The following is a 15,490-nucleotide window of genomic DNA, read 5'->3' as shown; positions in this document are numbered from 1 at the left end:
GGGCAAGACTGCCTTGATGAACTCCCACTCCAGATCGCTCATGTCCGAACGCGCCATTTTCACACCCCAGCATGTTGTTTTGCTGGAAATGAAGCACAAGCCAATACGAATGATAAGGAATTTATAGGTGTGCTGCCTAATCATCTTCGGGGCGCGGTCTCGGCTGCGCTCCGATCCCCAAACCTCTAGAATTCAAGGGCAAGACGCTATGACCAATGCGCCGAAACGAACCCCGCTCTATGACCTTCATGTCGAACTTGGCGGAAAAATGGTGGATTTCGCCGGCTGGGAAATGCCGGTGCAATACCCGATGGGCATCATGGGCGAGCACAAGCAATGCCGCGAAAAGGCTGCTTTGTTCGATGTGAGCCACATGGGTCAGGTTATCCTGCGCGGCGAAAATGTCGGCGAGAAACTCGAAGCGATCTGCCCACAGGCCTATGCCACACTGAAAGAGGGCAAGGCCCGCTACGGCTTCTTCACCAATGAAGAAGGTGGCATCATGGACGACCTCATCGTGTCCAACGCCGGCGACCATTTCTTCGTGGTCGTAAACGCCGCGCTGCGCCACCAAGACATCCCCCACATGAAGGAAAAACTGGAGGGCGTCGAAGTCACCGAGATCTTTGACCGCGCCTTGGTTGCCGTTCAGGGGCCGGCCGCGGAAAACGTTGTTGGCGAGCTTTGCCCAGCAGCGCGTGACCTGAAGTTCATGGAAACCGTGGTTGCTGATATCGACGGCGTCGAGTGCCGCCTGTCGCGCCTCGGCTACACTGGCGAAGATGGCTATGAGATTTCCATTCCGGATGCAGACGCAGTCCGCATCACCAAACTGTTCCTGGCGCATGACGATTGCGAGCCAGCAGGTTTGGGCGCGCGCGATAGCCTGCGTCTCGAAGCAGGTCTTTGCCTGTACGGCAACGACATCGACCAATCGACATCCCCAATCGAAGCCTCGCTGAGCTGGGCCATCCAGAAGCGCCGCAAAGAAGAAGGTGGCTTCCCAGGCGCAGCTCGTGTCCAGAAAGAACTGGCTGACGGCGCTGCCAAGAAACTTGTCGGTATCAAGCCCTCCGGTCGCGCCCCTGCCCGCCAGCACGTGGAAATCCAATGCGCGGAAGGCAACACAATCGGCGAAATCACATCTGGCTGCTTTGGCCCAACCGTCGGCGGACCAGTTGCGATGGGCTACGTGTCTGCAGGCCACGGCGAACCCGGCGAGACCGTGAAGTTGATCATTCGCGGCAAGGCACACGACGCAGAAATCGTGTCCCTGCCCTTCGTAACCCAGAACTATAAACGCTAAGCTCCAGGAGAAGCTGCAATGACAACCTATTATTCCGAAGAACACGAGTGGATCACCGTTGAAGGCGATACAGCAACGCTGGGTATCACCAAGCACGCTGCCGATCAGCTGGGCGAAGTGGTGTTCGTCGAACAGCAGGACGCTGGCGATGATTTTGAAAAAGGTGGCGAAATCGGCGTGATCGAGTCCGTAAAAGCTGCTTCTGAAATCTATGCACCGCTGGACGGTGAGATCACCGAAATCAACGAAGATCTCGCAGACAACCCTGGTGCCCTGAACGAGGACCCAGAAGGCGGTGCCTGGATCTACAAAATCAAGCTCTCCGATACTTCCCAGCTGGAAGATCTGATGGATCTGGACGCTTACAAAGCGCTGATCGGCTGAGCATGACCTCCCCCGCCGGTATGGTCCGGCGGGGTCACTTTCGAACTAGGACATTCAAATGGCCTTCAAACTGACTGATTACGAAGCCTACGACTTCGCCAATCGCCGCCACATCGGCCCATCTCCGCGTGAAATGGCGGACATGTTGCAGACCATCGGGTACAACACCCTCGATCAGCTGATCGACGCAACGGTCCCACCGGCTATTCGCCAGAAAACCCCACTTGATTGGGGCCCGGCCATGACCGAGCGTGACGCGCTTTTCCACATGAAGCAGGTGGCCTCCAAAAACAAAGTTCTGACATCGTTGATTGGTCAGGGCTACTACGGCACCACCACACCGGCGCCCATTCTGCGCAACATTCTGGAAAACCCCGCGTGGTATACTGCTTATACCCCGTATCAGCCAGAAATCTCGCAGGGCCGGCTTGAAGCGCTGTTGAACTTCCAGACCATGGTCAGCGATCTGACAGGTCTGCCAGTTGCAAACGCGTCCCTGCTCGACGAAGCGACAGCTGCCGCCGAAGCGATGGCAATGGCGCACCGCGGTGCTCGCTCGAAAGCCAACAATGCTGCGTTCTTTGTCGACAAGAACTGCCACCCGCAAACCATTGCGGTTATCAAGACCCGCGCAGAACCACTGGGCATTGATGTCGTTGTGGCAGAAGCTACGGAGCTGGAAGCCGGAGCCGTGTTCGGCGCGATCTTCCAGTATCCGGGCACAAACGGCGAAGTCGTTGATTTTGCAGATCAAATCAGCGCATTGCACGAACACAAAGGTGTCGCAGTTGTTGCAGCCGACATCCTGTCCCTCGCACTGCTGAAGTCGCCTGGCGAAATGGGTGCTGACATTGCTGTCGGCTCGACCCAGCGCTTTGGTGTTCCCATGGGATATGGCGGCCCACACGCTGCTTATATGGCGACCACTGACAAGCTGAAGCGGGCGATGCCCGGTCGGATCATCGGTGTGTCCATCGACTCCCACGGCAACACAGCTTACCGCCTGTCCCTGCAGACCCGTGAGCAGCACATCCGCCGCGAAAAGGCCAACTCCAACGTCTGTACCGCACAGGCACTGCTGGCTGTGATCGCGTCGATGTATGCGGTGTATCACGGACCAGACGGCATCAAGGCGATCGCTCAGTCCGTCCACCGCAAAACCGCACGGCTGGCAGCTGGTCTCGAAGAGGCTGGTTTCTCGGTCGAGCCAAAAGTGTTCTTCGACACCATCACCGTCGACGTTGGCAACCTGCAGACAACCGTCATGGAAGCGGCTGTGCGCCAGGGCATCAACCTGCGCAAAGTGGGCGAAACCAAGGTCGGCATCTCGCTGGACGAACAAACCCGTCCAGAGACCATCGAAGCCGTTTGGGCCGCATTTGGCATCAACCGCACCGATGACAGCTCTGTAAAGCTGTATCGCCTGCCGCAAGAGCTGCTGCGCGAAAGTGAATATCTGACCCACCCGATTTTCCACAAAAACCGGGCGGAAGCAGAAATCACACGCTACATGCGTCGTCTGGCAGACCGCGACCTCGCGCTTGATCGTGCAATGATCCCGCTGGGATCCTGCACCATGAAGCTGAACGCAACCATCGAAATGATCCCGGTCACCTGGCCGGAATTTGGTAACCTGCACCCCTTCGTTCCCGAAGATCAGGCGCAGGGCTATCATGAGATGATTGCGGATCTGAACGATAAACTCTGCCAGATCACCGGTTACGATGCGATCTCCCAGCAGCCAAACTCTGGTGCTCAGGGCGAATATGCTGGTCTTCTGACCATTCGCAACTACCACCGGGCCAATGGCCAAGGTCATCGCAATGTCTGCCTGATCCCAACCTCTGCGCACGGGACCAACCCGGCTTCCGCACAGATGGTTGGTTGGAAAGTTGTGACAGTTCAGTCCGATGCGGAAGGCAACATTGATGTTGCGGACTTCCGTACCAAGGCTGAAAAGTACTCTGACCACCTGGCAGGGTGCATGATCACCTATCCGTCCACACATGGTGTGTTCGAAGAAACCGTACAGGAAGTTTGCCAGATCACTCATGATCACGGCGGACAGGTTTACATCGACGGCGCGAACATGAACGCGATGGTGGGTGTATCCCGGCCCGGCGACATTGGGGGCGACGTCAGCCACCTGAACCTGCACAAGACCTTCTGCATTCCCCATGGCGGGGGCGGCCCCGGCATGGGTCCAATCGGCGTAAAAGCCCATCTGGAAGAGCACCTGCCAGGTCACCCGGAGTATGGATCCGCACTTGGTCCGGTTTCGGCTGCGCCATTCGGCTCGCCTTCCATCCTGCCAGTCAGCTGGGCTTACATCCTGCTGATGGGTGGTGCTGGTCTGACCCAGGCGACGAAGGTCGCGATCCTGAACGCAAACTACATCGCCGCACGGTTGAAGGATGCCTATCCGATCCTTTACACAGCCAAAAACGGTCTCGTCGCTCACGAGTGCATTCTGGACACCCGTCCGCTGAATGACGAAGGCAACGTTTCCGTTGACGATGTGGCCAAGCGTCTGATCGACAGTGGGTTCCACGCGCCGACCATGTCCTGGCCGGTTGCTGGTACGCTGATGGTCGAGCCGACCGAGTCTGAGCCAAAGGACGAGCTGGATCGCTTCTGCGATGCAATGCTGTCCATCCGTGAGGAAGCTCAGGATATCATCGACGGCAAGATCGATCCTGAAAACAACCCGCTGAAAAACGCACCACACACTGTGCGCGATCTGGTTGGGGATTGGGATCGTCCATACACCCGCGAACAGGCTTGCTTCCCTCCCGGGAATCTCGGTGTGGACAAGTACTGGCCGGCAGTGAACCGGGTTGATGGTGCCTATGGCGACCGCAATCTGATTTGCACCTGCCCACCGCTCGAAGCCTACGCAGAAGCCGCGGAATAAACCGCCGCTTCGAAAAAACTGCAGTGTCGCCACATCGGTTGGCGGCACTGCCATCTGCACCCTTTTAACGTCACCGTACGAGAGGCAGACACAATGACCCACCATTCTCCTCAGCACGCCCAGACAGATTTTGCCGTGGCCCATGGCCGCAAACAGCGCAACATCGATGTGATTTTGCCGGATGCGTCACCGCGATCCGCTGCACAAGCCATCACGGATCTGTTCCAGGCTGCCAACCATCTGTTGGACGAGGTGTATTACAGGGTTCGCGTCTGTCCGCTTGAAGCGCTGTCTAGCGACCCAAGTGCCGCACGTCCGCGCCGTCTGGTGATTTTTCATGGCGACATTCATCAGCGCTGGCAGCTTGGTTCGCGCGAAAGAGCACGGGTCAATCAGGTCATGCGCGTGGCGGATCGCACAGCATTCATTGGCGGCGCCATTTTCCTTCTGCATGAACTGGAACGCGGCCAAGACCTTGATCTTGCTATTCATCCAAACTTCATCGCCTCCGCAAATGAATGCAATCTCTATGCAAGCGAACCGGGTGCCTCTACGGCCGTGTCCGGCTCGGTGCATTCGGCGATCAGCAGCTTTGCAGCTCCACGTATGCTGATTGACATCATTGCTGCGGATTGCGGCCGGTTGGCCGCTGACGGAATGGCGAATTACCTGGGGCTTGAAGGTCGCAAAGGTCCCGCAAAAAGCCGGGTTGCGCTGAACCTGGAACAAAAATCCGCCGGCGATACCTTGATCACGCAATCGCTTGCCGTGATGCAGGATCACATCGAGGCACCATTGTCGGTGGCAGAACTGGCAGAGAGCCTCAGCGTATCAACACGGTGTTTGCAGCGCCGCTACACCCGCCATTTCCAGCGGTCGCCTCTTAGCGTGTATCGCGCATTGCGCACGGAACGGGCCCATCAGTTGCTCACGCAAACCGATATCCCGGTGCGTCAGGTGGCCGTCGCAACCGGCTTTGGAAGCTATCAGAACCTGAGCCAACATATTCGCGAAACCTACGGTCATCCGCCTGATGTGATCCGGCGCAGTGCCTTCCGCGGTGTCGCGCCAGAAACCATGCGCCCGACACGCTTCCGTCAGGCTGACGGCCACGGCCAGCCCGAACAACGCGTTATGTGACTGCGCCTCTCTCCCTCCTATTGCAGTCACAACGAAAGCCACGCCTCCTCTGTTCGGGAGGCGTGGCTTTTTGTTTTGTGAAAATGGTCAGATAAAGCCGGGAAAGGGTTGACGAATTACAGCCCGGTGCACCATCTCTGCCAGTGTGATGATATCAAAAACCGGAAGGTTCAATTCAGCCTGCAACCGATGGGCATAGGGTGGCAGATCCGTACATTCCAATACGATAGACCCGATATCTGGGTGGCGCGCGATCATACCTTTGGCAGCAGCGATCAGTTCGGCTTCAACTTTGCCCAGGTCCATCTGCGTTCGTTCATTGCGCAAGATCACGGAGGCAAATTCTTCGGTCGCATCCAAACCCTGGACCACGATCGGTGTCTGCCCCGCACCAACACCATCAATATGGGCAGGGGTCAGACTATTGGCAGACGCGGTAATAACCCCGACGCTCCGACCTGTCATCTGATGCGCCAAAGGCACCTGAACCAGCGAAGACACGAACACCGGGATATTTACAGCGGCAGCGATCTCTTTTTGGAAGATGGCCAGAAAACCGCAGGACCCAGTGATGGCACGCACACCCTTTTGTTCGAGCCGTTTGGCCGCATCAATCAGGCGTTCTTTCATCTCTCCGGTAGGGTTGGCCAACAGTTTGGGCACCGTAATTCCGTCCAGCATTTCATACATTAAGGTGAACGGCAGGCTGGAGGGGTTTTTGATATGACCGGGCGGTTTGGGGAAATAGCTCTCGAGTGCCAAAACCCCTATCGAGATCCCGCATATGTTTTGACCGCCGGGATGAATGCTCATGCGGTAATCCTTTCGTAACGTCTTGGACGAAATGGGGTGATGTCCTCGTTCAGTGGCACCCCTTTAACAAGATCAGCAATCAGGCGCCCAGTTTTCGGGGCCATCATCAAGCCGTAGTGACTGTGCCCAAAAGCGGCAAAGAGATCAGGCAGGCCTTCGACTTCGCCTATACAGGGCAAACTATCCGGCAGGCTGGGCCGTTGACCAACCCAAGTGTGACTGTCATCAGCCTTCAGCCCAGGCAACAAGGCGCGGGCTAATTTAACGAGACCATCGACACGTTTTTGGTTCGCAGGCTGGTCCAGTCCGGCAAACTCCGCCGTGCCCGCGACCCGCAACCCTTCTTCCATAGAAGAGGCCACAAATTTCATGTCCATATCCATAATGGAATGGTTCAATGAAATTCCCGGATTGCGGAATGAAACGTGATAGCCGCGCTCAGACTCCATCGGGATTTTCACCCCAAGAGGTTTTAGCAACTCCCGCGACCACACGCCCATCGCAAGCACCAGTTTTGGCGTCCACTCCGTGCCTGACGCAGTGACATATCGCCAGCCCCCGCCCTCAGCCGGGCAGATTGACTGAACAGTTTGCGTGCAAATGTCGCCGCCCATGCGACGCAGTTTGTCTGCCAATACCGTTGCAATACGACCGGGTGAGACAGCGCGCGCCTGCCCTTTGATCAAAATCGCCGCTTCGAAATCATGTGAAAGCGCAGGTTCCAGATCTCGCAGGTCCGCGCCAGAGATCCGTTCGAGCGGAGCCCCCCGTTCTCTGCGCATGCGGTAATCAACGCTCTCAAGGTCGGCAGCAGTTTTGTCCCGAAACGCATGAACATAGTAGCTGTCTTGCAGCAAATCCTCATGGCCGGTACCGGCGAGATGCAATCGATAAAGCTCAATACTGTTTCGATTGAGCGTATCCATAGCATCTGAAATATCCTGGATCCGACTCTGGCGTCCTTCGGCCAGAAACCGCAGCCCCCATGATGCCACCTTTGGCAGGTATGTCGGCTTGATCGCCACAGGGCCAAGCGGATCGATCAACCAGCCAGGGACCTTCTTCCACAGACCTGGCATAGATTGGGGAACAACCGACCAGGGCGAAATGATCCCTGCATTCCCGTAGGACGTGGCCTGACCCGGCGCATCGCGATCAATGAGACGGACCTTCAAACCCTGCTCTGCCAAAGAAATGGCAGAGCAGATTCCGACGATACCCGCGCCGAGGACCGTCACGTCCGGCTGGTTCAGCTCGGTCATTGAACGGCCTCGACCTGGAGTTTGCGCTGCTGCGCCAACTGCTGCAGCAACACCGGTGCAATAATCACCAAAGCCGTGATATCAGAGCTGCCAGATGGCGCCACAAGCAGCAAGCCGCCAATGGCCATCAACAGGCGCCAGATCCCGGTCAGCGGTGCCAGGAAATAGGACGAAACCGCAGTGCCAATGGCAAACACACCCAGCGCACAGGTGCCCGTGACCTGTGTGAAGCTGAGAACCGTGAAATACTCTGGTAACACGATCAGCATGGTGGGCGCATAGACAAACACCATAGGCACCATCAGCTTACCCAGCCCCAGGGTGAACGCGTTCAGACCGGTTCGGAACGGATTTGACCCAGCGATGCCAGCCGCAGCATAGGCGGACGCACAGACCGGAGGGGTAATTTCCGAGATAACGCCGTAGTAGAGCACGAACATATGGGTGGCCAACGGTGGCACCCCGAGCTGGCTCAAGGCAGGTGTCGCAACCGCCACCAACATGATGTACAGCGCGGTTGTCGGAAGGCCCGCCCCCATCAGGATACAGGCCATTGCGATCAGCACCAAAGACATGAACTGCTGGATCGACGCTTGGCTGAACGCTTCAATCGTTGTCCATTCCAGCAAGGGTGCGAGCGCGGCTGCGATATCTGCGGCGCCACCAGTCACCATAAAGCCAAGGCGGAAACCAACGCCTGTGGTGTTGATCACACCGACAACGATACCAACGGCTGCCGATGCGGCCCCAACAGCGAGCGCATATTGTACACCGACGTGGAAGCTGTCGAACAAATCCCGAAATTTCTGTCTGGGTTTGCGATGCAAACAACCGATGATCGTCAACGCCGCGAGACCGCCTGCCATTTGCGGAGAATATCCTTCACCGGAATAGGGCGATGCCTTCCAGAAGATGAACACAAGCAAGGCAAACGGCACAAGCATGGTTGCGGGTTTGTTAAAGCTGCAAAACCCAACAACCACACACAGGCTGAGCCCGACGAACGCCGCCATATTGGGCGAGTAGCCAGAGAACAGAACCATCAGCAACGCGATCAGAGGTACAATCGTGTACCAGCCGTCCTGCCAAACCTGCATGAATTTGGGCAGCTGGTCCTTTGGATAAGCCGTGAGGCCCAGTTTTTTCGCCGTGAAATGCACGATGGAGATCACACCGACATAGTGCATGATTGCAGGCACAATCGCGGCGATCACGATGGTCGTGTAGGGCACTTCAAGGTATTCCGCCATCAGGAAGGACGCAGCCCCCATGATCGGCGGTGTAATCTGCCCGCCAGCAGAGGCGGATGCTTCAACGCCACCGGCGAAATATCCCGGGTATCCCATTTTCTTCATATTAGGGATAGTCAGGGATCCGGTGGACACCGTATTTGCAATGGAGGATCCAGAAATCGTACCGAAAAATGCGGATGACACCACGGACACTTTGGCGGGTCCCCCGGTGTAGCGCCCTGCCAAAAGCATCGCATTATCGACGAAAAACTGGCCCAGCCCCATGCGTTGGGCAACGACACCAAACAGCACAAAGTGGAACACTACCGTCGACACCACCCATAGGGTCACGCCGAAGATGCCTTCTGACGGGAAGTACATGTTGTTGACGAACTGCTGCCAATTCACGCCTGGATGTTTGAGAACCTGTGCCGGCATATAAGGGCCAAACAGCGCATAGATCATGAACACCAGAATGATCAGCGGCAGCACAAACCCAATCGTACGCCGTGCAATTTCCAGCACTGTCAGGATCAAAACGGAGCCGAAAAACACATCAAGCCCCGAAGGATTGCCCTGACGCAGCGCCTGCTCGGCAATATCAAAGCCAAAGTGGTCGAACCCCCGCCAACTGACCCATAGGAACAAGGCAGCTGCCATGCTGAGCCCCGTCAGCGCCCAGTCATAGAGCGGCACATTGCCGGGCTGCAGCCAATTTGGACCTTTCCACTCAAGGGAGCGCGCTGATTTGATCAGCGGAAAGCCTACAAAAATGAACAGGAACAGCCCTGCAAGATGGATCCCCATGTGAACGTGGTCCACAGGCGTTCCAAATCCGGCCGTCCAGAGATGATAGAGCGCAAATGCAATGCTGGCCCAATAGATTGCGCCCGACAGGATCGGACCGTTGTCGCGGGTATTGAGGGCGGAGTCGTATTTTTTCTCCAGTTCCTCAAGAGTTTTGGTGTCGAGGTGTGTGTCCACGGACATGCTGGGCTCCCGTCGATTGGATTGGCGAAACCGCAGGCTCGAACCCGCGACTGGAGCAATGTGCTCAACAGTTGCCAATCAAAAAACGGCAGCAAGGCAAAGCCCGGCTGCCGCAGTTGAAGAGTGAGAGGTTACTTCAAAAGGCCGATTTCACGATAGAACCGTTCCGCGCCCGGGTGCAGTGGCACACCAATCCCGTCGATACCGTCCAGTGCGGTTTCAAGGGTGATCGACTTGCCTTTTGGGTGGCCATTGTCGAGCAGTTTACGGGCAGTATCCGACCACATGGCTTTGGTGATGCCGTAGATCAGCTCTTCGTCCATGTTCGCGTTGGTGACCAACATGCCAGAGACGGCAACGGTGTTCACATCATAATCAACGCCGGGGTACGTCCCTGCAGGGATCTGGGATGGGATATAATACGGGACAGTCGCATTGGCCTGGGCAATCTCCTGCTCGGTCCAATTGTGCAGTTCCATGCCTTTGGTGTTGTCCAGCTGGATCATCGCAGCAACTGGGGTCCCCGCGGCATAGAAATAGGCGTCCAGCTGGCCATCTGCGATCCGCTCGGCCGACTGGCTGTTGTTCAGCTCAGCTTCGTCCATGTTGTCGCGGTTGACGCCGTGATCGCCGAGGATCAGCTCAACAGCGATTTGCGTGCCGGAACCCGCCTGCGCGATGCCAACACGCTTGCCTTTCAGGTCCTCCAGACCGTTCAGCTTTTGACCTTCGGGCAGTACCAGGTGCAGATCCTCAGGATAAAGGTTCGCGATCACGCGCAGGTCTGGTTTCGCGTTGCCTTCGAATTTCCCTTTGCCGTGATAGGCGAAATGAAGCGTCGCCGCACCCGAGAGGCCGGCCTCCATCTGGCCGTTTTGGATCGCGTTCACATTGTGCGCGGACGCGTTGGTCGATTGCGCCATTGCGACGAGGCCAGGCACGCCACAGTTGCCGCCTTCGCCGCATTCACGCGAACCGGGAGGATTGGAAATCGCGTTGGCAATGATGCCACCGATTGGGAAGTAGGTTCCGCCAGCGCCGCCGGTGCCGATACGGAAAAACGTCATATCCTGTGCCGCAGCCGCGCCGGTCAACATGGTGCAGGCCAGTGCTGCAGCGGTGAGTTTTTTGAAAATAGTCATCGTGTCTCTCTCCCTGAAAGGACCCGAGGCCTTTTGACTTCGCCTCTTGGTCAGATTTGCATCACGGAAAGTGAAGTGATCGATTGATAAACGCAAACTCTAAATTTTATGGTTTCCATAAATTTTACTGATGTTTAATCTGAACCTATGAATCTACAACAGCTCACCGTTTTTCGCGAAGTCATGAAAACAGGGTCTGTCAGTCAAGCAGCCCGAAATCTGCATCGCACCCAACCCGCGGTCAGCGCCTCCATAAAGGCGCTTGAAGCGGATTTAGACATGACCCTTTTTGTACGGGAGGGCCGCTCTCTCACGCCAGTACCGGAAGCTCATTATCTGCTGTCAGAAGTGGCCGAGACATTAGATAAACTCAGCATAGCAGAGCAAAATCTTCATGCGTTGCGTGATCGACGGGCCGGGCAGCTGCGCATTGTGAGCATGCCAGGGCCCTCAGCATATATGCTGCCCGAATTTGTCAGCCGATTCACCGCGGACCGACCAGATGTGAAAGTGACCGTTGCCACCCGCAGCTCCCCGCAAGTGCGCAATCTCATTTCCGCCCAGAGCTTTGACATCGGCTTTTGTGATCACGAAGAACAAGATCAACCCGAACGGCTGTTTCACAGCGAGACAATCTATTCGACCTGCTTGTGTGCCGTACCCAAAAATCACCCGTTGGCCCAGAAAACAGCCATAACCGCCAGCGATCTTGATGGGGAACCAATGGGGGCGCTGCAACCAACCCATTCCACCTTCGTGAACACCGCCGCTGCATTTGCAAAGCAAGATGCTCGCTTCAACATCCGCGTCGACACACAGTATTTTCTGCCGCTTTTTCCATTCGTTGAACAGGAACAGATCTGCGCTGTAGTCGATATCCTGAGCGCCTATGCGTATCTGCGCAGTAAAGAATCGGCAGTTGCAATTAAGTTTCTCAGGTTCGAACCAGAGGTGCCGTTTGGCTATTCAATCCTCACGCCCCATCAGCGCCCTCTCTCCCGTTTGGCGAAGGAATTCGTTGGCCAATGGAAGGCCGAGGTCATGAACGCCTTGACGCAAACGACCCCAGAATCGTGAAATCACTTTGGATGGCCCGCCTGAATTACAGCTGCTCATCTGAAACGGTGATGTCGGTTCCTGCAAACATCCTTCGCTGATCTGCAGGCGGCAGGGCCTGCGCGGTTCGTATCATTGCCTCCACTTAGGAGGATCTCATAATGACCGACGCACCCAGCAAACCTCGCACCCGCTCCGGCGGACGCTCCAGCCGACGCGCACTGCGTACCGCTCCCAAATTCGATATGTTGCCTGGCCTGACCCGTGGCATCCCTCTGTGCGAGGTGATGGATGGTGCGCAGGTCGAGCAAATTGACAATGCATCCATGGATATCCTTGAAAATGTCGGAGTGCAGTTTCGCGATCCAATCGCGCTGGAAGACTGGAAACGGGTTGGCGCAAAGGTCGAGGGCGAACTGGTTTATCTTGACCGCGGTTTGGTGCGCGAGCTGATAAAGACCATTCCATCTGATTTCACCTATCATGCGCGCGATCCCAACAAAAACGTTCGTCTGGGTGGCAAGCACTCGATCTTTGTTCCGATGACAGGCGCTCCATTTCTGCGCGACCTTGAGGATGTGCGACGCAATCCTCTGCTCGAAGATCTGGCGATGTTTCACAAACTATCACATATGTTGCCGGCTCTGCATTCTTCTGCGCATCATATTGTCGAGCCTTATGATCACCCGATCAGCCAGCGCCATTTGCGGATCACGTATTCGTCGATGAAATACTCCGACAAGACATTCATGGGCATGACCACCTCTCCCAAGAATGCCGAGGATGTCATGGACATGTGCGCAATCTTGTTTGGTGAGGATTTCCTCGAAAACCACCCCGTGACCACAGGCAATTGCAACGGCAACTCACCGCTGGTGTGGGATGAAACAATGCTTGGCGCCATGCGGGCCTTCTGCCGCAGGAAGCAACCTGTGCTGTGCTCGCCATTTGTTCTCGGTGGGGCCAACACACCCGCATCCGTACCTGCCACCGTGGCGCAACTGAATGCGGAGGCTTTGTCTGCGCTTGCCTATACCCAGGTGATCCGCAAAGGGGCACCGGCCATCTATGGCCACTACTTGTCGACGGTTTCCATGAAATCTGGCGCGCCAATGGCTGGGACGCCAGAAATCTCTCTGATGAACTTCATGATCGGCCAAATGGCTCGCTTTTATGGCGTGCCATGGCGCACATCAAACACCCTTGGTGGGGCCAAGACTTTTGACGCGCAGGCGGGATACGAGTCGGCAACAACCTTGCAAGCCGTTGTACATGCAGGCGCAAACTACATCTGGCACTCTGCCGGGTGGAACGAAGCGGGGATGCATTGCTCCGTTGCGAAGTTCATCGTCGATGCCGAACAATGTGCGATGGCCTATCGCATGGCCGAGGGCCCAAAATGGCACGACTTTGATCAGGCGATCGCCGCTGTTCCGGACGTCGGGCCTGGCGGGCATTATCTGGGCCATCAGCACACCCAAGAGAACTTTCAAGAAGCGTTCTTCATGCCAGAGCTGTTCGACAACAACTCGATCGAACAATGGGTTGCGGAAGGCAGCGTGGAAGTCACGGAGAGAGCGCTCAATCACGCGAAAAAGTTGCTTTCGGAATATCAAGAGCCGCATTTGGATGAAGCAAAGAACGAAGAACTGCTGGACTATATTGCCCGGCGTGAGCGTGAAATCCCTGCGGCCGATGAACTGAACCAAACCTACTGATTGCGCGCCTGTTCGCTTCTGCGCGAACAGGCCGCTGTTTTGGACACCGAAAATGAAAATTGCCGAGATACATATCTATCAGCATGATTTGCCTGTGAAAAACGGGCCATACACAATGGCCAGCGGGGCCGTCTGGTCGCTGGATACCACATTGGTCAAACTGGTCGCTGACAACGGTCTGGTTGGATGGGGTGAAACCTGCCCTGTCGGACCAACATATGCAGAAGCACATGCCGCCGGTGCCCGAGCGGCGCTGTCTGCGATGGGTCCCGGATTGATCGGCACGGCCTGTATGCCATTGACAGTGCATCGCCGTATGGATGCTTTACTTCACGGTCATACCTACGCAAAAGCTGCGATTGATATCGCTGTGCATGACCTGCTCGGCAAACATCTTGGCATTAGCGTCGCGGATCTCCTTGGTGGCGCGGTCACCGACCGGGTGCCATCCTACTATGCCACGGGTGTGGGAGAGCCGGACGCAATTGCCCAATTGGCCGATGACAAACGCAAGGAAGGCTATCCGCGCTTGCAGGTCAAAGTTGGTGGCAGACCGGTTGAGATTGATATTGAGACGATCCGAAAGGTCTGGGAGAAGATCGGCAACAGCGGGATGCGGCTGGCCGTGGATGGTAATCGCGGCTGGACCACGCGCGATGCACTGCGCGTCAGCCGAGAATGCCCAGATATCCCCTTTATCATGGAACAGCCCTGCAACACGTTGGAAGATCTCCAGACCATCCGGTCGATTGTAAACCATGGGATCTACATGGACGAGAACGGCACAAGCCTGAACACGGTGGTAGCCGCCGCTGGGACGGGACTTGTCGATGGGTTCGGAATGAAGGTCACCCGCATCGGAGGACTGCAACCAATGCGGGTGTTCAGAGACATCTGTGAGGCCCGCAATCTGCCGCATACCTGTGATGACAGCTGGGGTGGAGACATTATCGCAGCGGCCTGCACGCATATCGGCGCGACGGTAAAACCAAATCTCCTTGAAGGCGTCTGGTTGGCCGCACCTTATATCGAAGGCAACTACGACCCTGAAAACGGTGTGCAGATTGAGAACGGGCACATCCGTCTGCCAGAGGGGCCAGGATTGGGGATCACCCCAGACGAGAGCCTCTTTGGTCCGCCTGAGGCGTCATTTCAATAATGAAACGGACGTGGCCCTGACCGGTGGTTCATCGAGGGTTCACTGGAGATTGCCAAGACCTGACCGAGGCGTATTCATCCCTTGGTCAGGTCCAAAAAACCGCCCATTCGCCGCGCAATCATCACGTCGCTGCACCAACACAGTGCCCCAGGTAGTTTAGAGAGCAACAGGGTTTGCTCAAGCGGCGGTTATGGTAGCAGCGTTTTAGAGACCAGGCCAACCCAGGCCATCGGCCGCTGTCGCTAACAAGCGATATGTCCGGTGTAGGTAACATGCGATCTGTCCGGTTTTATCATGTCTCCGAAAGGAGGCGTTATGAAGCGGACAGAAGTGTTACAGGAAGTTCGACTTATGAAGTTCGAAGACGTGTATTC

11 protein-coding genes are annotated in these 15,490 nt (G+C 56.3%); 7 read left to right on the top strand and 4 right to left on the bottom strand.

All coding sequences use genetic code 11. From position 1 onward, the window contains the following. Positions 1-208 precede the first annotated feature (208 nt). The 4 genes from gcvT (at position 209) to Q0C28_RS06110 (ending at position 5,744) form a co-directional block, all read left to right on the top strand. Complete coding sequence (gcvT, locus tag Q0C28_RS06125; RefSeq protein WP_293573832.1) at positions 209-1,306, top strand: glycine cleavage system aminomethyltransferase GcvT; 1,098 nt, start codon at positions 209-211, stop codon at positions 1,304-1,306. A gap of 18 nt (positions 1,307-1,324) precedes the next feature. After that, positions 1,325-1,690 carry a glycine cleavage system protein GcvH gene (gcvH, locus tag Q0C28_RS06120; protein ID WP_293573830.1) on the top strand — a complete coding sequence of 122 codons (366 nt, stop codon included), beginning with the start codon at positions 1,325-1,327 and terminating at the stop codon, positions 1,688-1,690. A 58-nt stretch (positions 1,691-1,748) separates the two neighbouring features. Beyond that, positions 1,749-4,604, top strand: coding sequence for an aminomethyl-transferring glycine dehydrogenase (gcvP, locus tag Q0C28_RS06115; protein ID WP_293573828.1), 2,856 nt, complete (start codon positions 1,749-1,751; stop codon positions 4,602-4,604). Positions 4,605-4,697: 93 nt separating this feature from the next. Then, on the top strand, positions 4,698-5,744 hold the full coding sequence (locus Q0C28_RS06110; protein WP_293573826.1) for a helix-turn-helix domain-containing protein: 1,047 nt from the start codon (positions 4,698-4,700) through the stop codon (positions 5,742-5,744). 87 nt (positions 5,745-5,831) lie between these two features. Here the strand turns inward: Q0C28_RS06110 and Q0C28_RS06105 are convergent, their stop codons facing one another. The 4 genes from Q0C28_RS06105 to Q0C28_RS06090 all read right to left on the bottom strand — a co-directional run bounded on the left by Q0C28_RS06105 (position 5,832) and on the right by Q0C28_RS06090 (position 11,183). Next, complete coding sequence (locus Q0C28_RS06105; RefSeq protein ID WP_293573824.1) at positions 5,832-6,557, bottom strand: aspartate/glutamate racemase family protein; 726 nt, start codon at positions 6,555-6,557, stop codon at positions 5,832-5,834. Continuing rightward, on the bottom strand, positions 6,554-7,819 hold the full coding sequence (locus tag Q0C28_RS06100) for an FAD-dependent oxidoreductase (RefSeq protein WP_293573822.1): 1,266 nt from the start codon (positions 7,817-7,819) through the stop codon (positions 6,554-6,556). Before Q0C28_RS06100 ends, Q0C28_RS06105 begins: the two co-directional genes overlap by 4 nt. Further along, positions 7,816-10,041, bottom strand: coding sequence for a TRAP transporter permease (locus Q0C28_RS06095; protein WP_293573820.1), 2,226 nt, complete (start codon positions 10,039-10,041; stop codon positions 7,816-7,818). The genes Q0C28_RS06100 and Q0C28_RS06095 overlap by 4 nt, the downstream gene beginning before the upstream one ends. A 131-nt stretch (positions 10,042-10,172) precedes the next feature. After that, entirely contained in the window at positions 10,173-11,183 is a 1,011-nt protein-coding gene (locus tag Q0C28_RS06090) for a TAXI family TRAP transporter solute-binding subunit (protein ID WP_293573818.1), read from the bottom strand. 147 nt (positions 11,184-11,330) lie between these two features. Here Q0C28_RS06090 and Q0C28_RS06085 point away from each other — a divergent pair, with 147 nt between their 5' ends. The 3 genes from Q0C28_RS06085 (at position 11,331) to Q0C28_RS06075 (ending at position 15,116) form a co-directional block, all read left to right on the top strand. Continuing rightward, positions 11,331-12,260, top strand: a complete 930-nt coding sequence (locus Q0C28_RS06085; protein WP_293573816.1) for a LysR family transcriptional regulator — start codon at positions 11,331-11,333, stop codon at positions 12,258-12,260. A 140-nt stretch (positions 12,261-12,400) separates the two neighbouring features. Then, positions 12,401-13,957 (top strand): trimethylamine methyltransferase family protein, encoded by a 1,557-nt coding sequence (locus tag Q0C28_RS06080; protein WP_293573814.1) that lies wholly within the window; start codon positions 12,401-12,403, stop codon positions 13,955-13,957. Positions 13,958-14,009: 52 nt separating this feature from the next. Then, positions 14,010-15,116, top strand: a complete 1,107-nt coding sequence (locus Q0C28_RS06075; RefSeq protein WP_293573812.1) for a mandelate racemase/muconate lactonizing enzyme family protein — start codon at positions 14,010-14,012, stop codon at positions 15,114-15,116. The last annotated feature ends 374 nt before the right edge of the window (positions 15,117-15,490 follow it).

This window comes from Phaeobacter sp. (assembly GCF_022825805.1).
In the GTDB taxonomy this organism is placed as follows: domain Bacteria; phylum Pseudomonadota; class Alphaproteobacteria; order Rhodobacterales; family Rhodobacteraceae; genus Phaeobacter.
This window is presented reverse-complemented; position numbering and strand designations above follow the sequence as displayed.